Here is a 22,157-nt window from a genome sequence, read left to right on the forward strand (position 1 = left end):
TTACAGACCCTTCTAAGGGATCATATGACGGAACGGTCGTAGCGACGCTGGGGTCTCCGGGCTGATGTTCTACCTGTTGCATGAGATCCCGGCTTTCGCTGGGACGACAGGCATTTGGACGTGCTCACTCCGGGTAGCTGATCTCCATCACCTCATATTCCTTTTCCCCAGCGGGGAGCATGACGCGGCGCAGGTCGCCTATCGCCGCGTTGCGCAGGGCGCGGGCGATTGGGGAGTTCCAGCCGATCCGGCCTGCACTGGCGTCGGCTTCGTCATTGCCGACGATGGTGACGGTGCGGTGATTTTCGTCTTCGTCAGCGATCGTGACGGTCGCGCCGAAAAAGACGCGGGTCTTGTCGGGCTGTTGACGCGGGTCGATGACCTTGGCGTCCTTCATCTTCTTGGACAGGCGGCGGAGTTGGCTGTCAATTTCGCGCATGCGCTTGCGGCCGTAGAGATAGTCACCATTTTCGCTGCGATCGCCATTGCCTGCCGCCCAGCTGACGATCTCCACGATGCGGGGCCGCTCCTGCCCAAGCAGCTGATCATATTCGGCGCGCAGCTTCGCGAAGCCTTCGGGCGAGATATAGTTGGGATGAGCGGTCATGACGGGACATCTCTATCCATTCGGGTCGAGCTTGTCGAAGTCCCTCTGGATACGACAGGCTCAACCCGGCAGGAGAATGAGAAGCGTCAGCCCGGCGTCTGCTTGCCGAGATATTTGGACAGCGGCGTGTTCGAGCCCCGGAAACGTGCCCGTTCCGGGTTCATCGCTTCATACACCACCGCATTTTCGAGCACGCGCTGCACATAGTTGCGCGTTTCGAAAATCGGGATCTGCTCGATCCAGCGCAACATGTCGGCACCCGGCAGGCGCGGATCGCCATTGGCCCTGATCCAGCGGTTCACATTGCCGGGCCCTGCATTATAGGCCGCAACCGCCAGCGGATAGCTGCCGCCATAATAGTCGAGCATCCGCTGGAAATAGGATGAGCCCAGCATGATGTTGTAGCTGGGATCGTTGAGCGAGCCGGGGTCGTAGCCAAGGCCGAGCTTGCCCGCCTGCTCGCGCGCGGTGCCGGGCATCAGCTGCATGAGGCCGCGTGCGCCCGCATGGCTGACGATCTGACGGTCGAACTGGCTTTCCTGCCGGGCGATGGCGTGAACCATCGTCCAGTTGGACTGTGCGGTAGACGGCACGGGCACTCGGGGAAAAGCGCTCTCGCCATAGCCGGTGAGGCCGCTCGACACCGCGCGGCGGCCGACCATCACGCCCATGTCGGGCCTGCCGATGCTCTTGGCCAGTTCAGCGGCGAGATAATGGTCGCTGTCGCTGTCGGCATTATTGGCGATCGCGCGGGCGAATTTGCTCTGATCCTCCCAATAGCCCATTTGCCCGAGCGCCCGCACCGCGCGGACCACGGAGCGATTGTTGAAGGCGGTGCGATCAGCGGCGGAGATTTCCACCGGCCGCTCGACGGCGGCGGGCGCAGGGACCGGTTTCCCAACGCGTTCCAGGGCGAGCTGACCATAAAACTGGTCGGGGAATACCGACGCCTGGGCAAAATAGCTGTTCGCGGTGCTTTTATCCCCTGCGGCCAGTGCTGCGCGCCCGGCCCAATAATAGCCCTTGGATTGGGTCTGGGGCGATTTGGCAGCCGTGGCGTAGCTGCGGAACATCACCGCTGCGTCGGATGGACGATTGAGATTGTAGAAGGCGGTCGAGCCCGCCAGCCAGGCAAGGCTGGTATAGTCATCACGCTCGCCGATCGGGCGGCTGGAAACGTCGGTGCCGGGCGCATAGGCGTCGTCAAGCTTGCTGGCGATGCCATAGGCGAAGCTCCACTGGCTGTCGTTGGCAGCGGCGCGGGCCTGACCCAGCAAGGTCTCATACCATTTTTCGGCATTGCCCGGACGGAAGGTCAGCTGCGGGCGATTGGCGAGATATTGACGGGCGGCGACCCAATTGCCGGTGTTCATCAGCCATGTGGCCTTGTCCGCGACGAAGCCTGCGTCGGAGACGCCGATGGCTTCTGCCGCCTGCATCCGGACAGCCGCGTCCGGCGCTTTCCGGCGGAATGCCATGCGTGCTTCATAGACCGGCCGCCGCGATGGCGTGACATAGGCGAGCATCCGCTGCGCACCGGCAATGTCATTGCCCCACAGCAGCATGTCGGCGCGCTGGTCATGATCCGCGCTTGTCCAGCCCGAGCCGAACATCGAAAGCAATCTTGCTTCATCGTCCGGCGAAAGCGTTCCGCCGATCCAGGCGCTGCGGGCGGCGATGCGGGCTTCGGCCGCCCGGCCCATCTGCATCAGCGCCAGCGCATTGCGGGCATGGCCCGTGGCGGTGCGCGCCGGGAAGCGTGCGAAGAAGGCCGTTACTTGACGCGGATCATAGCTGTTGGGGTTGATGCCGGTTTCCGCCAGCCGCCGCATCCGGTCCTCCCCCGGCCAGCCGGGATTGGCGAGGATGAAGCTGGCATAGGAGGAGAAGCCCAGACCATCGCTTTGCTGCAAGGCGCGCCACTGGCCGATCGTCGCGGAGATCGATGGATCGGACGCAACGCCGATTCGGCTGCTGACCTGATTCCAGGGCGACGGCTGAGACGAGGGCCGAGTCTGGGCAGGCAGTTGCTGGACTACTGCGCCCGGCGGATAGGGCGATGCTGTTGGAGTTTCGGTCTGGGCGCTGGCGCCGGCGGTAAAAAGAAGAAGAGCGATCAAGGGCATGCGGACCATTGCTGTTTCGGGGCGGCGAGTTGACAGCCTACTGGACATCATCGCAATTCCATCCTTATCAGGCCCTGAATGACGCGCTATAGCGCCCCGTCGCCTTGAGGCGACAATGTGCCCCGGAATGCCGGTGAATTGAAGGAGTTTGTTGATGTTTTCCGGGTCGATTCCGGCACTGATCACCCCTTTCCGCGATGGAGCCGTGGATGAGGCGGCTTTTCGCGCGCTGGTGGACTGGCAGATCGAGGAGGGAAGCAGCGCGCTCGTACCGTGCGGCACCACCGGGGAAAGCGCGACCATGACGGTCGAGGAGCATAATCGCGTCGTCGCCATCTGCGTCGACCAGGCAGCGGGCCGGGTGCCCGTGATCGCGGGTTGCGGCTCCAACGACACGCGAATCGCGCTGGAGCATATGTTTGCCGCTCAAGCGGCTGGCGCGGACGCCGCGCTGGTGGTCGCACCCTATTACAACAAGCCGAACCAGGAAGGCGTCTATCAGCATTTCGCCTATCTTGCCGAACGCTGCCAGCTGCCGATCGTCCTCTATAATGTGCCTAGCCGCACGATTACCGATATCGGCGTGCCGGTGATCCACCGCCTGTCCGAAGAATATCAGACGATCGTGGGCATCAAGGACGCTACCGGGAATCTGGGGCGGGTCACCGCGCAGCGGCTCGCGTGCCGCGATGATTTCTGCCAGCTGTCCGGCAATGACGAAACCGCTTTGGGATTCAACGCCATGGGGGGCAGGGGCTGCATCTCCGTCACGGCCAATGTCGCGCCGCGCCTGTGCGCGCAGTTCCAGGCTGCGTGCGCGTCAGGCGATTGGGCCGGTGCGCTGGCGCTGCAGGACCGGCTCTACCCGCTGCATGACGCGCTGTTCAGCGATTCTTCACCTGGGCCAGTCAAATATGCGCTTAATCGGGTGCGGCCCGACATGCCCGGCGAGCTTCGCCTGCCGATCACCTGGCCTTCGGAACCGAGCCGAGCCGCCGTCGATCGCGCTTTGGAAATTGCGGGTCTCGTCTGAAAGGGGCTGCGGCCCTATATGGTGAAGTGAGTTAGTTAAGAGAGCCATGGCCCGCCCCCGTCCCGAACTGTTCGACAAGAAGAAGATCGTCGCCGAGAACCGGCGCGCGCGCTTCGAATATTTTCTGGAGGACGTGTTCGAAGCGGGCATCGCCCTGCAGGGGACAGAGGTGAAGTCGCTTCGCTTCGGCGAGGGCAACATCGCCGAAAGCTATGCCGAGGTGAAGGGCAATCAGGTGTGGCTGGTCAACAGCAACATCCCCGAATTCAGCCACGGCAACCGCTATAATCATGAACCCAAGCGGCCCCGCAAGCTGTTGCTGCACGAGCGGGAAATCGCCCGCATGCATGGTGCGGTGGAGCGCAAGGGGATGACGCTCGTCCCCTTGAGCGTCTATTTCAACAGCCGCGGCAAGGCAAAGGTCGAGCTGGCGCTCGCCAAGGGCAAGAAAACGCACGACAAGCGCGACACCATCAAGGAACGCGACTGGAAGCGCGATCAGCAGCGCATCCTGAAGGCGCATCGCTGATGGGGCCCAAGGCGAGCATGGGCCGTCTGGCCCGCTGGTGGCACGCCAATGCTCCGACCCGGGAGTCGATGGAGGAAAATCGCTTCATCGCGCCAGTCGCGCACCGGGTGCTGGAACCGTCGCTGTGGCGCTTTACCCGGCGGTCGGTGCCGCGTGGCGTCGCGCTGGGGCTGCTCGTCGGCATCTTTCTGCTGATCCCCGGCGTGCAGATTGCGGGCGCGGCGCTGCTGGCGCTGCCGTTCCGGGCCAATATCCCGATCGCGGCGGCGATGACATTCCTGTCCAATCCCGCCACCACGCCGCTGTTCCTGATGGCGTCGGTCTATATCGGTAATTGGCTGCTCGGGCGCAGCGCCGATGCTTCGGGCTTCATGGCGCTGGTCGACAAGCATGCATCGATCCGCGAATGGTGCGCCTGGCTCTTTTCCGAAGCGGCGCCCGCCATGCTGTTCGGCCTCGCCCTTATTTCCATCGCCTTTGCAGTCGTGGGTTATTTTCTGGCCGACTGGTTCTGGCGCCACAGGATGGGCCGGAAATGGCATGCGCGTAAATTGAGGATTGGCAAGGCACCCGAAAGCAGCGCATTGGAAGAAGTCGCCCGCGTCTGACGCCGGGTAGAATAGTCCAGGCGTTTTCAGGGGGAAGGCCGGCCGATGGCCTCGCGTATCAAAAGGGATGGGGAAGCGTGGACGGGCGAACGCCCTTCCCGGCTGGCCCTGCCGCTGCTGATACTGGCTGCGCTGCTGTCCGCGATCCTGATCATTTTCGCGAGCGGCAACGCGGCGGTCGGCGCTGGTTTCGGCGCAATGATCCTGGCCGCCGCCGCGCTGCTCAGCTGGTATCGCCGCCTCTTTCCCGAAAAAGCCGCTGACCTTGACGCGGTGCCGGACTGGACGGTCGCGCGGGCCGCAGCGGACGCGTCGAGCATGGCGATCGCGGTCACTGATCGTGCCGGGCGGCTCGTTTGCGCGAGCGACCTGTTTGGCGAATGGTTTCCCGGATTTCCAACGCCCCCCAACATCACGGCCGAAACGGGGCTGGCCCAAAGCCTTGCCGATGCCGCGCGCGGAGCCTGGCGCGACGGCGAAGCGCGGGTGGAAGGCATGGCGCAGGGCGCGCTGCGGCTGGACGTCGATATCAGCCGCACGGGCCGGTCGGAAGATTATCTGCTGTGGCGCTTTACCCCCGTGCGCCAGCCCAACGCGCTGGATGACGTGCATCGGCTGCTGACGGGCGATGCCGGGCGGCAGATGGGTGAGGCCGGGATCATGGCGGTCATGATCGGGGGGGAAGGGCGCATCCGCTCGGCCAATGGCGCTTTCCTGCTGCGCGCGGCGGGGCGGATCGACGCCAACATCACCGGGCGCGATTTTGCCGCCCATATGCGGGTCGATGACAAGGGACGGCTGTTCCTGGCGCGGGAAGAGTCGGGCGGGTTGCCGCTGCGGCTGTTGCAGGTGCCCTTGCGCCGGGCGACGCAGCCGGGCGGCTATCAAGGGAGCGGGCAGGGCGGAGGGCAGGACGGCCCGATGCTCCTGCTGCTGATCGACGAGCCTGCGGGCAGCGCGGGCGGCACGTCGGCGCTTTCCTATATCGAAACGCTGCTGTCGCTGCTGCCCTTTGGCCTGGCGATGGCGGATCGCGACGGGCGCATCCTGTTCCTGAACGGCGCCTTTTCCCGTGCCGTGGGGCTGAAGCGGAGCGAGAAGCCGAGCTATCCGGGCGACCTTGTCGTGCGGGAGGATCAGGCGGCCGTCGCTGATGCCGTGCGCCGCTTTGCCGTGGGGCCGCAAATGTCCGGCGACATCGCGATCAGGCTGCGGAACGAACCGGAGGAGCCCACCGCGTTGAGCCTCGCGGGCGTCCGTGGATTGGGCGAGGCGGCGGTGCTGCTGAGCCTCAAGGACAATAGCGAGGAAAGCAAGCTCAAGCGGCAGGTGGCGCAAGCGACGAAGATGCAGGCGATCGGCCAGCTGGCTGGCGGCGTCGCGCATGATTTCAACAATATCCTGACCGCCATCATCGGCCATTGCGACCTGATGCTGATGCGCCATACGCCTGGCGACAGCGACTATGACGATATTCAGCAGATCAAGTCGAACAGCAATCGCGCAGCCGGGCTGACGCGCCAGCTGCTCGCTTTTTCACGGCAACAGACGCTGCGGCCGCAGGTGCTGCAACTGCCCGACATCGTTGCCGATGTCTCCAACCTTCTGAAGCGCCTGCTGGGCGAGAGCGTCAAGCTGGAGGTCAGCCATGGCCGCAACCTGGGCGCGGTGCGCGCGGACCCGGGCCAGTTGGAGCAGGTGATCGTGAACCTGGCGGTCAATGCCCGCGACGCCATGCCCGAAGGCGGCATCCTCAATATCCAGACCTATGCGGTTCCGGCGGGCAAGGTGCGCGAGATGCGGCAGGAAATATTGCCAGCCGCCGACTATACCGCGCTGCGCGTATCCGACACCGGGCTCGGCATTCCGCCCGACATTCTTTCCAAGATCTTCGAACCCTTCTTCACGACCAAGGAATTGGGCAAGGGCACCGGGCTGGGCCTGTCGACGGTCTATGGCATCGTCAAGCAATCGGGCGGCTACATCTTTGCCGAATCCGAACTCGGGCGGGGCGCGAGCTTCGTCATCTACCTGCCCGTCTATCAGGGCGCGGACATGGAGCAGGCGATCCCCGCAAAGGCGCCGATCAAGCGCAGCGAGACATGGGGCACCGGCACCGTGCTGCTGGTCGAGGATGAGGACATGGTCCGCGCCGTTGCCGAACGCGCGCTGTCGCGGCAGGGCTACAAGGTGCTGACCGCCCATGACGGCGAGCAGGGGCTGGAGGTGCTGGCAGGCGGCGAGCAGATCGACCTGCTGATTTCCGATGTGGTCATGCCCAATATGGACGGCCCGTCCATGGTTGCGCGCGCGCGGGATACGCATCCTGACCTTCCGGTATTGTTCATGTCGGGCTATGCCGAGGAACAACTGCGCAAGTCGATAGACCTTGCCAATGTCGCCTTCCTGCCAAAACCCTTTTCCGTCAGCCAGTTGGCAGAGGCCGCGCGTGATGCCCTGGCGATGCGGCCCACGGCTGAATGAACTTCTTGAACGATCAAGCGTTTATACTGGTCCGCGCGTCGATGATAAGATAGCGAGCGTGACGAAATAGGGGATCGCACATGTCGGACAGCAAGACCATCCTGGTGGTCGAAGATGAAGCAATGATCGGCATGATGCTGGAAGATTATCTCGAAACATTGGGATATCGCCTGCACGCGGTTGCCGTTTCGGTGGATGAAGCCTGCGATCAGGCGCGCAGGGGCGGCTTTGACGCGGCGCTGCTCGACTGCAATTTGCAGGGCGAGAAAAGCTGGCCCGTGGCCGACATATTGGCCGAGACGGGAATTCCCTTCATCTTCGCCACGGGCGGCATGGCTGATGATGTGCCATCAGGTCATGCGGATCGGCCGACGCTGGCGAAACCCTATACGATCGGCGCGGTCGAGCGAGCACTGGCGAAGGTGCTTTCCGCCTAAATAGGAAATTTCCGTTCCCCTCTTGTTCTTTGAGAACAAAGCGGATACGTAGTGGCCAAGGCGCCACTTAATCGGCGCTTCCGCTTGACAGGGGATAGGCCGATGACAGCAATGCTCTCACTCATCGATTCCAAGAAGACAGGGACAATGGACAGACAGAAAGCATTGGAAGCGGCCCTTTCCCAGATCGACCGCGCCTTTGGCAAGGGTTCGGCGATGAAGCTGGGCAGCCGCGAGAAGATCGAGATCGAGGCGATTTCGACGGGGTCGCTGGGGCTCGACATCGCGCTCGGCATTGGCGGGTTGCCGCGCGGGCGCATCATCGAAATCTATGGCCCGGAAAGCTCGGGCAAGACCACGCTGGCGCTGCATGCCATTGCAGAGGCGCAGAAGACGGGCGGCGTTGCGGCTTTTGTCGACGCGGAACATGCGCTGGACCCTGTCTACGCCAAGAAGCTGGGCGTCGATATCGACGAACTGATCGTGTCGCAGCCCGACACTGGCGAACAGGCGCTGGAGATCGTCGATACGCTGGTGCGGTCGAACGCGATCGACGTGCTGGTGGTGGACTCGGTGGCCGCGCTGGTGCCCCGCGCCGAAATCGAAGGCGAGATGGGCGACAGCCATGTCGGCCTTCAGGCGCGTTTGATGAGCCAGGCGCTGCGCAAGCTCACGGGATCGATTTCGCGGTCGAAATGCCTTGTCATCTTCATCAACCAAGTGCGCATGAAGATCGGCGTCATGTACGGCAATCCGGAAACGACGACGGGCGGCAACGCGCTCAAATTCTACGCGTCGGTCCGCCTCGACATCCGCCGCACCGGCCAGATCAAGGATCGCGACGATATCGTCGGCAATGCGACCCGCGTTAAGGTGGTGAAGAACAAGGTCGCCCCGCCGTTCAAGCAGGTCGAATTCGACATCATGTATGGCGAAGGCGTTTCCAAGATCGGGGAGATCCTCGATCTGGGCGTCAAGGCCGGCATCGTTGAAAAGTCGGGCGCGTGGTTCTCCTACGACTCCGTTCGCATCGGGCAGGGCCGGGAAAATGCCAAGACTTTCCTCAAGGAACATCCGGAGATGGCCGAACGCCTGGAACGCGCCATCCGCGGCAAGACCGAGGAAGTTGCTGAAGGCATGATGACAGGACCTGAACCGGATGATGACGGCGAATAAGGCGCGCTTGTAGCTGCGTTTTTTATGAATAGTGAAAGGCCCGTCTGCGCATGTCGCGGCGGGCCTTTCTTGATTCTCGCACGTTGGCGCTGAGAGTTCTGCCCGCTCCCTCAACGGCAATGCATCCCTGATTGACAGGGTTCGTCGGAGGATCGAAAAGAACATAAGAAGAACATTCTTATGGTCGAGTCGGTAAAAACCCTTGCAGCCCTCAGGCGGCATATCGCATCGCTGGAAGGCATTCCGGCTATGGAGGCTGGTGCGCCGGTGGCGACGGGACATGGTCTGTTCGATCAGGCCTTGCAAGGCGGTCTGGCACGCGGGCGGCTGCATGAGCTTTTCGGCGGTGACGAGGATGAAGGCGCGGCAGCGGGCCTGTCGTTGATCCTTGCTCATCTGGCGGCGGGCGATTTGCCGCTCTTCTGGCTGCGGCTTGCCAAGGGGACGGGCGCGCAGCCCTATGGGCCGGGACTTGCGGAACTGGGGATTGATCCGGCGCGACTGCTGATCGGGGCAATGAAGGATGAGGCGCTGCTGCTGCGCGCGGCGGTCGATGTACTGCGCTGCCCGACGCTGGGGGCATTGGTGATCGAACTGCGCGGGCGCGCGCCGCTCATGGACCTGACGGCAAGCCGCCGCCTGGCGCTGGCAGCCGAAACTTCGGGAGTCACGGCCTTCCTATTGCGGATCGGCGGCGATCCCGTGCCGAGCGCGGCGGAGACGCGGTGGCGGGTGGAGGCCGCGCCTTCCCTGCCTTTGCCGGGCAACGCGCCGGGCATGAGCGCCTTTTCACTCCACCTGCTGCGCCGCCGGTCGGGGCCGGACGGCATGACATGGCGGATGGTGTGGAATGCCGAGCGGGGAGATTTTGGAGAAGAGTGCGATGAACGCCATGAGCATGGATGGGCAAGCGGAGGACGCGCTGAAGAGGCGGCGCTACCTGGCGCTGTGGTTCCCCTTCCTGGCGGTCGATCGGCTGCGCATCGCGCGGCCTGATCTGTGGCAGGCGCAGGCCGGTGCCGGGCCGGTCGCCATCGTCGAGTCCATGCGCGGGGCGATGCGTCTTGTCACGCCGGACGCCGACGCGCTGGCGCTGGGCCTGAGCGCGGGCATGACGCTGGCTGATGCGCGGGCGCAGGAGCCCGACCTTGTCAGCTTCGAAGCTGATCACCACGCCGATCAGGATTGGCTGGAGCGGCTGTGCGATGGATGCGCGCGCTATACGCCGGCGGCGGCGATCGATCCGCCGCATGGGCTGATGCTGGACATCACCGGCTGCGCGCATCTGTGGGGCGGGGAGGAGGCCATGGCGCGTGAGGCGGTGGACCGGTTCGAGCGGCACGGCATGGAGGTGCGTCATGCGATGGCGGGCACGGCGGAGGGAGCCCATGCGCTGTGCCGCTTTTCCGCAGGACCAGCGCCCGATGAAGAGGCTGCCTTGCGCCGCCTGCCGGTGGAGGCGCTGGAGTTGGAGCAGGAAAGCAGCGTGGCGTTGCGGCGTGCGGGGCTGCGCACCATCGGCGACCTTGCCGCCAGACCAGCCGCAACCCTGGCGGCGCGTTTTGGCGAGGAGGCGGTGGATGCGCTGCACCGCCTGTTGGGTCTGGGGCATCGTCCGCTTAGCCCCCGCCGCCCACGCCCTGTGCTGCGGATCGAGCGCCGTTTCGCAGAACCGGTGGGCAGCACCGCCTATGCCCTGCAACGGGTCGAGGAGATGGCGGCCGAAGCGGGCGAGCGGCTGGCCGAGCGGGGCGAAGGCGGGCGGCGGTTCGAGCTGTTGTTCTTTCGCACCGATGGTCTCGCTTTTCCGCTGCGGGTGGAAACCGGGCTGCCGGTGCGCGACGCGCCCGCGATCATGCGGCTGGTGCAGGAGCGGATCGACAGTCTGTCCGATCCGCTCGATCCCGGTTTCGGCTTCGACATGCTGCGCCTTGCCGTGCCGCAGACCGAGCCGATGGCTGCGACCCAACTGGCGCTGGAAGGCGGGGAAGCGCGGCGCGAGGAAGCTGTCGCGGCGCTCGTCGACCGGCTGTCCGTGCGGGCCGGCCGCAATCGCATCCAGCGCCTGGAGCCGCGCGACAGCCATATTCCCGAGCAGGCGCAGCTCGCCTTGCCCGCGATCGAAAGCCGCACGCTATCCAGTTGGCCGCGCCAGGGCGAACCGGGCGACCCACCCATGCGCCCCATCCATTTGTTCGATCCGCCCCAGCCGATCGAGGTGGTGGCGGAAGTTCCGGATGGCCCACCCCATCATTTCCGTTGGCGGCGCAGCGTGCATGAAGTGACCCGCTATGAAGGGCCGGAGCGGATCGCGCCCGAATGGTGGAAGGCGAAGGACGGTGCGCTGGCGGGCGAAAGCGCAGGGATGACCCGCGACTATTACCGGATCGAGGATGCGCGCGGCCGCCGCTACTGGATTTTCCGCCACGGCCTTTACGGCACGGAGGCGCGGCATCCGGGGTGGTATATCCACGGCCTGTTCGCATGAAACGCGGCAAGGGGCCTGATCCGTCGAAGCCTAAATCGATGGATCGGCGAGAGTTGGATGCGGTCGAAGCGGTCCGGGAAAGAACGCGGATGAAGGAGGCGCGGCCTCCGCCACCGCGCAAGGATGGGCCTGCCTTTGCAGAATTGTTGGCCGCCACCAACTTTTCCTTCCTGCGGGGCGCTTCCCATGCCTCGGACATGGTAGGGCAGGCGATTGATCTTGGCCTTAAGGGGCTGGGGATCGCCGATCGCAACACGGTGGCGGGCGTGGTGCGGGCCTGGTCTGCGCTCAAGCGCGCGCCCGAAAAGGCGCGAGCCCGCCTGTTGGAGGCAAAGAAGGAGGCGGGCCAGCCGTTGGAGCTGAATGAGGAAGAAGAACAATCATGCCAAACCGACCTGAAACTCGTTGTCGGCGCACGTCTGGTCTTTTCCGACGGCACTCCGGACATAGTCGCCTATCCGTCTACGCGGCGTGGCTGGGGGGAACTCACCAAGCTGCTGACGGTGGGCAATTTGCGGTCGGTGAAAGGGGACTGCATCCTCAACTATGAGGATCTGACGGCCTATCTTGATGACTTGCTGCTGATCGTCCTGCCGTCCTCCAGCGCCACGGAGCAGACCGCCCATCGGAAGCCGGTTGAATATGAGTATGACGACAGGCCATCTCAGGAAGCGATCCGGCAGGGACATTTGAGCCTGGTCCCGCCACCGCGTCCTGCCGATCTTGAATCCTATCTTCGGCGGTTGGCCCGATTGGCGCCAGATCGCGTTTGGCTGGGTGTGGCGTTATGTCGGGACGGGCGGGACGCGCGACGGATCTCCCACCTTAAGGGTTTAAGTGCCCGCACAGGCGTTCCTCTGGTCGCGACGATGGATGCGCTTTACGCCACGCCTGAGGAGCGGCCATTGCAGGATGTGCTGAGCTGCATCCGCGAAGGCGTGACCATCGGCAAGGCAGGACGCTTGCTGGAGGCCAATGCCGAACGGCACATTCATGCGCCCGATGAGATGGCGCGGTTGTTCCGCGACTGCCCTGAAGCTCTGGCTGAAAGCATGCGCTTTCTTGGCAGAGTGCATTTCAGGCTGGACCAGTTATCCTATGAATATCCCCATGAGCCGGTGCCCGAAGGCTGGACGGCGCAGCAATGGCTGGAGGAATTGACCATATCGGCCGCCCATGCGCGCTATGGTCCGCATATTCCGGCCAAGGTGCGCAAGCTGCTGGATGACGAGTTCAAGCTGATCCGCGAGCGTAACTATGCTTATTATTTTCTGACCGTTTACGACATTGTCGCCTTTGCCAAAATGAAGGGCATATTGTGCCAAGGGCGCGGATCGGCGGCCAATTCCATGGTCTGTTTCCTGCTGGGCGTCACCTCGGTCGATCCGGAACGGCATGAACTGCTCTTTTCCCGCTTCGTGTCGGAAGAAAGGGACGAGCCGCCAGATATCGACGTCGATTTCGAACATGAGCGGCGCGAAGAAGTGATGCAATATATCTACGATCGCTATGGGCGGCATCGCGCAGGGATCGCAGCGACCATCATTCATTACCGCTCCCGCAGTGCGGTGCGCGAGGCCGCCAAGGTGCTGGGCCTTAGCGAAGATGTGGTGGCGCGCCTATCGAGCACGGTTTGGGGCAGCTATTCGGACGAATTTCCCGAAGCGCGAATAACCGAGGCAGGCTTCGACCTTCATAATCCTCAGATCGTGCGGTTGCGGGCAGTGGTGGATCGGCTGCTGGACGCTCCTTTTCCCAGGCATCTGTCGCAGCATGTCGGCGGTTTCGTTCTGACCCAGAACCGGCTGGATGAAACGGTGCCGCTGCATCATGCTGCCATGGCGGACCGTAGCTTCATCGAATGGGACAAGGATGACATTGATGCGCTGGGATTGATGAAGGTCGACATTCTGGCGCTGGGCATGTTGACCTGCATCCGCAAGGCTTACGATCTGATGAGGCTCCATAGGCTGGGCGATCATGACCTCAATATCGATCTTAAATCGGACGATCCGGCCGTCTATGACATGCTGGAAAAAGGCGACAGCATCGGCGTGTTCCAGGTGGAAAGCCGGGCACAGATCAACATGCTGCCGCGTTTGCGCCCCCAATCCATCTATGACCTGACGGTGCAGGTGGCGATCGTGCGACCCGGACCAATCGAAGGGGACATGGTGCACCCCTATTTGCGGCGAAGATGCGGAGAGGAGGCGGTGGAATTTCCCGCGCCTGATCCTATCCATGGTCCGCACGATGAACTGAAATCCTTGTTGGGCAAGACCTACGGCGTCCCCCTGTTCCAGGAACAGGCGATGAAGCTCGCTATTGTCGCGGCGGAATTTACGCCTTCGGAGGCCAATCAGCTGCGGCGGTCGATGGCGACTTTCCGGCAGGTGGGGGGCATGGACAAGTTCAAGGAGAAGATGATCGGCGGCATGGTGCGGCGTGGGTATGAGCGCGATTTTGCCGAGCGATGCTATAGCCAGATCGAGGGGTTCGGCAGCTATGGCTTTCCCGAAAGCCATGCCTTGTCCTTTGCCCGGCTGGTCTATGTGTCGGCCTGGATCAAGTGCCACCAGCCTGCCGTTTTCGCCTGCGCGTTGCTGAATTCGCAGCCCATGGGCTTTTATGCCCCGGCGCAGATCGTCCGGGATGCGCGGGAGCATGGCGTTACCGTGCATGATGTGGATGTGAACATGAGCGGGTGGGACAATGCGCTTGAACCCCTGCTTCGATCGCGAAACAGGCGGCGGGGTGAAGGGGAAGGCCGGGCGTTGGCGCTGCGGCTGGGTTTTCGCCAGATCGATGGCTTTCGCGAGACCTGGGCTGCGCAGATGGTCGAGGCGCGGGCGCAGGGTCTGTTCACCAGCCTTGAGGATCTGGCGCGGCGGGCGGGGTTGCCTGCGCGGGCGCTGCGCCTGCTGGCGGATGCGGACGCTTGCCGGTCGTTGGGACAGGACAGGCGGGCGGCGCTGTGGGAAGCGCGACGGACGCCGTCCAATGAATTGCCGCTGTTCGCCGCTGCCCGCAAACGGGACCAGAAAGCGGCGGGAGAATTGGGGCAGGAACCGGACGCCCTGCTGCCCGCCATGCCGCTCGCCGAACAGGTCGCGGCCGATTACCAGATGACGCGCCTGTCCCTAAAAGGCCATCCGATGCAGTTCCTGCGTCCGGTCTTTGCGGCCGAGGGCGTGCTGAGTTGCGCGCAGACATCGGCGGCAAAGAACGGGACGAAGGTGCGGACTGCAGGCGTGGTGCTGGTGCGGCAGCGGCCGGGCAAGGGCAACGCCGTCTTCATCACGATCGAGGATGAGACGGGGATCACCAACATTTTGCTGTGGGCGCGACTGTTCGAAATGCAGCGGCGGCCTGTCATGGCGTCGCGGCTGATGATGGTCGAGGGTGAGGTGCAGCGGAGCAAGGAAGGCGTCGTCCACCTGATGGCGACCCGCGTGCATGATCGCACCGCCGAGATGTCGCGCCTTTCGGATACGCATAAGCCGCATATCGCCTTGTCGAGGGCGGATGAGTTTTTGCATCCCCAGCACCCGCGCACGTCCAGCCATCCGCGCAATGTGCGCATCTTGCCCAAGTCGCGGGACTTTCATTGAGGGCGCGCGTGAATACTCCCATCTTGCAATAGGAAGGATCAATTACGTCCGCTCTAGAGTTTCGCGCTTTAAATCAGCGCCACCTCTTAGCACCGTTCGCCCTGAGCTTGTCGAAGGGCTCTACCTTCTTAGGAAGGAGAGGGCTTCGACAAGCTCAGCCCGAACGAGCTACGTGATACAGAGTAAACGCATTCCGCTTTAACAGGAGAAGCCTCATGCCTATCCCCGATTTCCCCATCGATGGCGGTTGCCGGTGCGGCCGGGTGCGTTTCCAGTTGAGCGAAGCGCCATGGGGTGAGGCGGCGTGCCATTGCACCGGGTGCCAGAAGATGACGGGTAGCGCTTTTTCCACCACGATCATTATGCCGTCGAGCGGCTTTGCACTGATCGCGGGTGATACCGTGATCGGCGGGATGCATGGCGAGGATGTGCACCATCATCATTGCGGCTGGTGCAAGAGCTGGGTCTTCACCAGGCCTGCCGCCGACATGGGCTTCGTCAATGTCCGCGCGACGATGCTGGACGATGCCAGCTGGTTCGCGCCATGGATGGAAACGCAGACAGCGGAGAAGCTGGCCTGGGCGCAAACCAGGGCGGCGGTCAGCTTTGAGCGCTTCCCCGGCATGGATGAATATGAGGGGCTGATCGCCCGCTACCGCGCGGAGCGGCTTCAATAATCCTTCGAATAGCGCAGATTTGCCGATGATCCGGCGTTGGTGCCGGTCTTCGACAGCAGGCTCAGCGTCTTTGACAACGAGATTTCCAGCTGCGTGGCGGTGAAGCCCTTGGGGTCGGTGATCACCTCCACATAGATATTGTTGGAGATGCGCTGCCCGACTGCCAGCGACGTGCCGCGCCCGGTGGCATCGTCCCCGCCGACGATGCCGATGCGGTCGACGCCCGACGCGTTCTGCAGCTTGCCCATCGGATTGAGGCCGCCACCGCCACCGCGCAGCCCGTTGAGCGCGGCGGCAAGCTGGATCGCCTGCGTGGCGGACAGGTTCGCGACATTGTCGCCGAACAGGATGCGCGCCAATATCTCGTCCTGCGGCAGGGTGGGCGTCGAGATGAAGCTGATGTCGGGCCGCTGCGCCGTGCCGCCGACTGCAATGCCTGCGGTCACCGTGTTGATCCGGGTTTCGGCGCGGATCGCCAGCACCGGGTTCATCATCGGCCCGTTGAAGGTAATGATTCCCTGTTCAAGGTCGAACTGATGCCCTGAGAAGCTGTAGCGGCCACGTATCACCTCGATCTTGCCGACGACGCGCGGGGCCTTTGTTGTGCCCGTGACCCGCATGTTGGTCTTCCATTCGGAATCGAGCCCCATGCCGGTCAAGTAGATCTCATTGTCGGCACGCACGCGGATGTCGAGCTTCCAGTCGGCGGGCTTCGCCGCCGCTTGGCGGGACGCGACGCGCTGGTCGAGCAGGTCGGTGCCTTCACCCTTCCGACGGACGCCCTGAAGCTGGCGGATTTCCGCGCCGCCCTGCCAGGCGATGCGGTAACGGGTTTCGGGGAGCCACAGGTCGCCCTTGATCAACCCGCCATTCGCCGCGCTATTCGTGACGTTGATGTTGCCGGTCACGACGCTGGTGATGGCTTCGCTCCGCGCGATGCGGGCGCGGTCCAGCTTGACGGCGATGTTCATGGGATAGCCGCTTTCGGCGGCGAGCCCCACCGAGCCGCTTGCCTGCACGGTGCCGTCGCCCGCCCGACCGGAAAAGTCGCGTATCTCCAGCCGATCGTTAGTAAAGCGGCCATCAAGGCGCATCTGCGTCAGGCGCGTGCCGAACGTCTCATTTTCATAGGTCAGCGCGTTGGCGCGGACGAGGCCGTTGAGCCGCGGCGCGGTTAGGCGGCCGCTGAAGTCCGCGGCGACGGCGATCGGGCCGGTCAGCTGCTGGTCCGCGAGCCCGGCGAAGGAGAAGAGCACATCGGCCGGGCCGGCGTAGCTGATGCCGCCACCGAGCGGCGCCGATTGGAGTTGCTGCGTCCAGCTGGCTCCGGGGCCAGGAGGCGCGAGCGTGGCGATGAAGCGACCGAGCGGCGCATTGCCGCGCCGGATGAGGCCGCGCAAATCGCCGCCGCGCCCTGACAGGCGGCCCTCGATCGCCATGGATACGGGATCGGACACGGCGGACAGGCTTGAGCGGCGGAAATCATTGATCGCGATGCGGGTGGTGGCGGTGGGGAAGGCGTTGCCGCTCTGGTTGAAATCGATCGCGCCCGTCGCCTTGCCACTGATGCCGAGGCCGGGGCTGGCGATGTTCATGATGGCGAGGTCGAAATCCTTGAACCGGGCCTGAAGGGCGGTCTGTCCGCCGAACCGTCCGGCAAGATCAACCCTTCCTTGCGGCAAGACAAGCGTCGCGGGTTCGAGCCGGTAGCCCTGCGGTTCGACGCGGATGATCGCGGGTTGGGCGAAGCGGAAGGGGATGTTGCTGGCCTTGCCTTCCAGGGCGACGGCGTAGAGATTGGGGCGAAGCGCCGCATTCATGGCGACGGAGAAGGGCACGCCCGTCGATCCATCCGCAACAAGCTGCGCGCGTCCGCGCCCGCCCTGATAATTGATGCGCGCCCGCCCCTTGCGCACGACATAGTCGCCATAGGCCGCGTTCGCCATCTGCACATCGGCGGTGATGCGCGGCTGGTCGGCGAACACGATGTCCGCAGCCACTATGGCGCGGCCGATCACCACATCGGCTTCGCCGGGAAGGCGAGCGTTGCTGGCGGTGGCGTTCACCGCGATGCCCTGTGCCTTGCCCACGGCCGCGAGCCGCGCCATGCCGTTGATCCCCGAGCCGTTCATGGCCAGCCGTCCGGCGAAAGGTCCGGCGGCGGTCTGCTGAAGGCGGCCATTCATGTCTACGCCCGCGAAACGTGCGCGCGTGATGTCGATCGTAAGCGGCCCACGCCCCGTGCGGATCAGCACATTTGCGAAGAAGGGGCCATAGGCGGAGCCGCCAGTCGCTTCCAGCCGATAGCCGCCTGCTTCGCCATTGAGCTTTGCAACGACGTCGGACAGCTGCACGCCGACATTGGGCCGGGCCGCGCGCAGGATAGCTTGCGGCCGTTCCATCGTGCCGCGAACAGTGAGCGCAAGCGGGCCATATTGGTTGGACGTCGCGGACGCGTCAAAAGTGACCGCGCCATTGGTGTCGTAGCTGCCTGACCCGGAATGAATGCGGAAATTGGGTGCCGCGCCTCTGAGGCCGGCAAGGGTGAACTTGCCTTCCGGCGTCATGCCGATGCGGCCCGACATGACGGCATTGCCGCCAAGGAAATCGCGCACCGACGCATTTTCCCAGCGCGCGGTGCGGACGCCGAACTTGCCCGCAAGGCCCCAGCCGCCCTTGGGGCCCGGCACCAACTCCACATCGGTGTTGAGGTTGACAATGCCGACGCCGTCGATCTTGTAATCGTTCACCCGGCCCTTGAGCGCGCCTCGGTAAATGGCGTTGTCGAGGTCGGCAAGGACGATGGCGGTGGCGTCCACCCGATCGCTGTCGATCTTCAGATTGTCGCTGATCAGCTTGCCTGCGGAATAAGCGAAGTCGCCCTTTACCCGCAGATTCTGGAGCAACCCGCCTGCTGCTGCATTGAGGCCGGTGACGCGCCGCGCGGTCGCGTTTACCGGGATGCCGATGCGATCGGTATCGATCACTGCCCGGCCGCTGGCCTTCAGCCCTTCGATGCCGGTCTGGTCGAAGGCGAGCATCGCGGCGGTCAGATCATAGTTTATGAAGGGCGTCGCCATGGGGCCGTCGAGGATGATCGAAGCGCGCACATCCCTGCCGCGCACCTTTTCCATGATCGCGCCGGGCGTCAGCAGTGCGGCGTCGATCTTGAGCCCGCTGAACTGGCTTTTGCCGAGGTCGATGAGGCCCTGCGCCGTCGCGGCGAGCGCGTTTGAGCGGAGTGATCCTTTAAGGTTCACGCGCCGCTCGTTAAGCCCGGCGAAGAGATCGACATCGAGGGCTGGAGCGGTCAGCCGGTCAACGGTTCCGGCAAAGACGAGGCCGGGGCGTACCGGACCCTTGGCCGTGAAATTACCGTCGCGCGCGGCGAGGGCAATGTTCGCAAGCTCGCCCTTGGGCGAGTTGGCGACGATCCGGCCGTTCCACGCCTGCCAGGTACCACGCCCGTCCAGCGTCGCGGTGAGGCCATCGGTGAGCCCACTCATCTTTGCGATCACGCCGCCCTTGGGCGCGGTCAGCGTGCCCTTCATGGCCAGGCGGTTCTGTTCGGGCACCGCGTCGAGCCATGCCTGGAGCCGATCGCCGCTATCGACCACGGCATTGGCGCTAAGCTGCGCGCGTCCATCGGCAATGTGGGTGACGCCGTCAATGGCGATCTCGCGCTTCTGGCCGATCACCGGCTTCGCCAGCACGAATTTGGCGATCTTCAGCCGATCGACGTCAATGTCGAGGTCGGGAAGGATCGGGGCGTTTGGATCGCTTTGCGTGACGTTGAACTGTGGGCTGCGGGCCAGCACGACAAGCGGGCTTTCCAGCACGCGGACGGAGATATGGTTGTTGAGATAGCGGAAGGGGCTCCAAACGACATGAACGCGTGGCGATACGGCGAATGGCCCCTTGGGATCACGCAGGACGAGGTCGTGGATGACCATGTCGCTATAGACCGATCCTTCGATGCGGCCGACCTCGATAGCCATGCCGGATTCCAGCTTCAGCGCCGCGATCTGGCGGATCAGGAATTTCTTGCCCGGCTGCGTGTTGAGGAAGAGCAGCAACCCGGCGGCGAGGACGACCAGGCCAAGGATCAGACCGGCAATGCCGAGCACGATCTTCTGCCACAACGGCCGACCTTCCCGGATGATCACGGTTTGGCTTTCGGGAGCGGGTGGAGGCGTATCTTCGGCCATCAGAAAGCCTGTCCAATGCCGATATAGAGAGTGAATTTGGATTCGCCGGGCTGCCGATTGATCGGCATGGCTATGTCCGCCCGGAACGGGCCGAAGTCGGTATAGAAGCGGCCGCCCAAGCCTACGCCATAGCGAATGTCCGAGAATTTCGGGATGGCGCTTTCATAGACCTGGCCCGCGTCAACGAAGGCGACGACGCCATAATTGCCGAAGCGATAGCGGCCCTCGACGGCGAACTCGTTGACGGACCGCCCGCCGATCGGGTCGTCATTGACGTCTTTGGGGCCCAATTCCTGATAGCCAAAGCCGCGCACCGACCCGCCCCCACCAGCATAGATCCGGCGCGAGGGCGCAATCTGGTCGCGGGCAGCGCCGCTGATCGTGCCGAGCCGCGTCCGCGCCGCGATCACCAGCGCATCGGAAACGGGATAATAGCCGCTAAGGTCGAAGGTGCCGCGCACATAGGGCGACACATTACCCTGCAATGATGCCTCGGGCGAAAGGCGCAGATTGGCGCGAAAGCCCTTGGTCGGATTGAGCAGGTCATTTGAGCGGTCATAGCCGACCTGCAGCGGCAGCGAGCCGATGAAATAGGTCAGTCGCCGCTTTTCCGCCGTTGCCGGATCGATCGTCGTCTGTTCGTTGGACAGCAGGATTTCCGCGCCATAGGTATAGGTCCAGCGCTTCTGGAAAATCGGCGTCGATTGGCGCGACCAGCTGATGTTGAGGCCCGCGGTGAAGGCTTCGTAGGCATCGTAATTTTGATGGTTGAGCAGGGCGCCAGCCTGGAAGGTCTTGTCCCGCTTGCCCGCGTTCGAGCGGCGGAAGGTGCCCGAGACGCCCTGTTCCTGCGTGCCCGCGATGACCTTCGCGATCAGCGCGCCTTCCGGTGGGAAGAGGTTGCGATGCGTCCATGTGCCCTCGGCGCGGAAGCCCTGTCCCGTGCCATAGCCAAGCTCGCCCGCCAGGGTGCGCGGCGGTCCTGCTTCCTGATCGACATGCAGATCGACATATTCGGTGCCGTCGGGGCCGGGCTCGCTCGTGCGCACCGGATCGACCGCGATGCTGGAGAAAAGGCCTGTCGCGACGAGGGCGCGGCGCAGGTCGTCGACCTTGCGGCTGTCATATAGCTCGCCGGGTTTGAAGCGGCTGATGACCTTCATATGGTCGGCGCCAAAGGCTTGCTTGGCGCCGGAGGTGGTGATGCCCCGGAACGACCCGCGCGGGCCGACATCGACGGGCAGCGTATAGTCGCCCGTGATCGTCGCCGGATCGAGCAATATGTCCCGTTCGCCGACCTTGGCGAAGGGATAGCCATTTTCGGGGAGCCTCACGCCGACATTGGCTTCCGCGCTTTCCACATCGGCGGCAACGATATAGTCGCCGGTCTTGAGCGGCAGGCTGTCGCGGACGAGCCCGGGCGGCACCGTAGGCCCGGCGTTGATCACGATGTCACCGATCTTGTACCGCTTGCCCGGCGTGACGGACAAGACTGCCTTCAGCGTGCCATTGCCGGTCTGGTCGAGCGAGGCCAGGGCGGTCGCGTCATAATAGCCTTCCGAATAGAGCAGCCGCACGGCGAGGGCTTCATCCTCATGCGCGCGGGCCTGCACCATGGCGGCTGTGTCGGCGCGTCCCTTCCCATCGATCAGCGCTGACTCGCCCCGGAACTCATCTTCAAGGCCGGTCCTGCCGAAGCCGTCAATCTCGACAGCATAGCGGATTTCCGGCGTTTTCTCATTGGGGCTATCGCTTGCCACCTGGGCAGGCACGGTGACGCTGTCGAGCGGGGGGAGGGGCTGTGCGAGCTCTGCTTCCGCTGCGGGTTCAGTAGCCGGGGGAAGTTCGACGGGCGCGCTGGCCTGCGGCATTTGCTGGTCGATCCAGCTGTCGATCGACGGGAGCGGAGCGGAGGGGTTCGCCGTGTCACTCTCACCAGCCTTGGGGAGGCGCGCCTCGAATTCCTCGTCGGGCAGGATCGGCGGCTCCTGTTCCGGCGCAACCGTGCCGGTGGAAGCGCCGCTGGAAGTCTGGGCCTGTAGCGGAAGAGGTGACGCCGCAATCATCAAAACGCCCAAGGCATGCCGGACGCGTTTCGCCTGCCCTGAACTCATGTAAACTTCGCCGCCCCTTTCGATCCGCCGCACCCGCGCGCGGCTTGGGAATACGCGCA

The 22,157-nt window shown here is 63.9% G+C and carries 14 protein-coding genes; 10 read left to right on the forward strand and 4 right to left on the reverse strand.

Translation table 11 applies throughout. The features are described 5' to 3' along the window. Nucleotides 1-124 precede the first annotated feature (124 nt). Both greB and NCHOL11_RS01355 read right to left on the reverse strand, forming a co-directional pair. Entirely contained in the window at nt 125-607 is a 483-nt protein-coding gene (greB, locus tag NCHOL11_RS01350) for a transcription elongation factor GreB (protein ID WP_097090722.1), read from the reverse strand. Between the two features lie 86 nt (nt 608-693). Beyond that, nucleotides 694-2,733: a lytic transglycosylase domain-containing protein gene (locus NCHOL11_RS01355; protein WP_097092646.1), complete on the reverse strand. Its 2,040-nt coding sequence runs from the start codon at nt 2,731-2,733 to the stop codon at nt 694-696. A 154-nt stretch (nt 2,734-2,887) separates the two neighbouring features. Between NCHOL11_RS01355 and dapA the strand changes: the two genes are divergently transcribed. From dapA to NCHOL11_RS01405, 10 genes are all read left to right on the forward strand, one after another. After that, the gene (gene dapA / locus NCHOL11_RS01360; protein WP_097090723.1) at nt 2,888-3,766 is read left to right on the forward strand and encodes a 4-hydroxy-tetrahydrodipicolinate synthase; all 879 of its coding nucleotides are present in this window, start codon (nt 2,888-2,890) and stop codon (nt 3,764-3,766) included. A gap of 46 nt (nt 3,767-3,812) precedes the next feature. Then, complete coding sequence (gene smpB, locus NCHOL11_RS01365) at nt 3,813-4,295, forward strand: SsrA-binding protein SmpB (RefSeq protein ID WP_097090724.1); 483 nt, start codon at nt 3,813-3,815, stop codon at nt 4,293-4,295. Continuing rightward, nucleotides 4,295-4,903: a DUF2062 domain-containing protein gene (locus NCHOL11_RS01370; RefSeq protein WP_236575055.1), complete on the forward strand. Its 609-nt coding sequence runs from the start codon at nt 4,295-4,297 to the stop codon at nt 4,901-4,903. Before smpB ends, NCHOL11_RS01370 begins: the two co-directional genes overlap by 1 nt. Nucleotides 4,904-4,948: 45 nt before the next feature. Then, nucleotides 4,949-7,387: a hybrid sensor histidine kinase/response regulator gene (locus tag NCHOL11_RS01375; protein ID WP_097090725.1), complete on the forward strand. Its 2,439-nt coding sequence runs from the start codon at nt 4,949-4,951 to the stop codon at nt 7,385-7,387. An 80-nt stretch (nt 7,388-7,467) separates the two neighbouring features. After that, nucleotides 7,468-7,824 carry a response regulator gene (locus tag NCHOL11_RS01380; RefSeq protein WP_097090726.1) on the forward strand — a complete coding sequence of 119 codons (357 nt, stop codon included), beginning with the start codon at nt 7,468-7,470 and terminating at the stop codon, nt 7,822-7,824. 102 nt (nt 7,825-7,926) lie between these two features. Beyond that, nucleotides 7,927-9,000 (forward strand): recombinase RecA, encoded by a 1,074-nt coding sequence (recA, locus tag NCHOL11_RS01385; RefSeq protein ID WP_097090727.1) that lies wholly within the window; start codon nt 7,927-7,929, stop codon nt 8,998-9,000. 180 nt (nt 9,001-9,180) lie between these two features. Continuing rightward, on the forward strand, nt 9,181-9,996 hold the full coding sequence (locus NCHOL11_RS01390) for an ImuA family protein (protein ID WP_097090728.1): 816 nt from the start codon (nt 9,181-9,183) through the stop codon (nt 9,994-9,996). Then, on the forward strand, nt 9,893-11,488 hold the full coding sequence (locus NCHOL11_RS01395; protein WP_097090729.1) for a Y-family DNA polymerase: 1,596 nt from the start codon (nt 9,893-9,895) through the stop codon (nt 11,486-11,488). The genes NCHOL11_RS01390 and NCHOL11_RS01395 overlap by 104 nt, the downstream gene beginning before the upstream one ends. Continuing rightward, entirely contained in the window at nt 11,485-15,099 is a 3,615-nt protein-coding gene (locus NCHOL11_RS01400; RefSeq protein ID WP_097090730.1) for an error-prone DNA polymerase, read from the forward strand. Before NCHOL11_RS01395 ends, NCHOL11_RS01400 begins: the two co-directional genes overlap by 4 nt. A 215-nt stretch (nt 15,100-15,314) precedes the next feature. Continuing rightward, entirely contained in the window at nt 15,315-15,776 is a 462-nt protein-coding gene (locus NCHOL11_RS01405) for a GFA family protein (protein ID WP_097090731.1), read from the forward strand. Here the strand turns inward: NCHOL11_RS01405 and NCHOL11_RS01410 are convergent. Then, complete coding sequence (locus NCHOL11_RS01410; RefSeq protein ID WP_097090732.1) at nt 15,770-19,984, reverse strand: translocation/assembly module TamB domain-containing protein; 4,215 nt, start codon at nt 19,982-19,984, stop codon at nt 15,770-15,772. The two genes, NCHOL11_RS01405 and NCHOL11_RS01410, sit on opposite strands and share 7 nt — an antisense overlap. Next, nucleotides 19,984-22,098 (reverse strand): autotransporter assembly complex protein TamA, encoded by a 2,115-nt coding sequence (locus tag NCHOL11_RS01415; RefSeq protein ID WP_097092648.1) that lies wholly within the window; start codon nt 22,096-22,098, stop codon nt 19,984-19,986. Before NCHOL11_RS01415 ends, NCHOL11_RS01410 begins: the two co-directional genes overlap by 1 nt. Nucleotides 22,099-22,157 lie beyond the last annotated feature (59 nt).

The sequence above is a fragment of the Novosphingobium sp. Chol11 genome, from assembly GCF_900218065.1.
In the GTDB taxonomy this organism is placed as follows: Bacteria; Pseudomonadota; Alphaproteobacteria; order Sphingomonadales; family Sphingomonadaceae; genus Sphingobium; species Sphingobium agri.

Coding starts and splice junctions, on each gene's coding strand:
- greB (WP_097090722.1), bottom strand. CDS start 607: ATGACCGCTCATCCCAACTATATCTCGCCCGAAGGCTTCGCGAAGCTG.
- NCHOL11_RS01355 (WP_097092646.1), bottom strand. CDS start 2,733: ATGCCCTTGATCGCTCTTCTTCTTTTTACCGCCGGCGCCAGCGCCCAG.
- dapA (WP_097090723.1), top strand. CDS start 2,888: ATGTTTTCCGGGTCGATTCCGGCACTGATCACCCCTTTCCGCGATGGA.
- smpB (WP_097090724.1), top strand. CDS start 3,813: ATGGCCCGCCCCCGTCCCGAACTGTTCGACAAGAAGAAGATCGTCGCC.
- NCHOL11_RS01370 (WP_236575055.1), top strand. CDS start 4,295: ATGGGGCCCAAGGCGAGCATGGGCCGTCTGGCCCGCTGGTGGCACGCC.
- NCHOL11_RS01375 (WP_097090725.1), top strand. CDS start 4,949: ATGGCCTCGCGTATCAAAAGGGATGGGGAAGCGTGGACGGGCGAACGC.
- NCHOL11_RS01380 (WP_097090726.1), top strand. CDS start 7,468: ATGTCGGACAGCAAGACCATCCTGGTGGTCGAAGATGAAGCAATGATC.
- recA (WP_097090727.1), top strand. CDS start 7,927: ATGACAGCAATGCTCTCACTCATCGATTCCAAGAAGACAGGGACAATG.
- NCHOL11_RS01390 (WP_097090728.1), top strand. CDS start 9,181: ATGGTCGAGTCGGTAAAAACCCTTGCAGCCCTCAGGCGGCATATCGCA.
- NCHOL11_RS01395 (WP_097090729.1), top strand. CDS start 9,893: ATGAGCATGGATGGGCAAGCGGAGGACGCGCTGAAGAGGCGGCGCTAC.
- NCHOL11_RS01400 (WP_097090730.1), top strand. CDS start 11,485: ATGAAACGCGGCAAGGGGCCTGATCCGTCGAAGCCTAAATCGATGGAT.
- NCHOL11_RS01405 (WP_097090731.1), top strand. CDS start 15,315: ATGCCTATCCCCGATTTCCCCATCGATGGCGGTTGCCGGTGCGGCCGG.
- NCHOL11_RS01410 (WP_097090732.1), bottom strand. CDS start 19,984: ATGGCCGAAGATACGCCTCCACCCGCTCCCGAAAGCCAAACCGTGATC.
- NCHOL11_RS01415 (WP_097092648.1), bottom strand. CDS start 22,098: ATGAGTTCAGGGCAGGCGAAACGCGTCCGGCATGCCTTGGGCGTTTTG.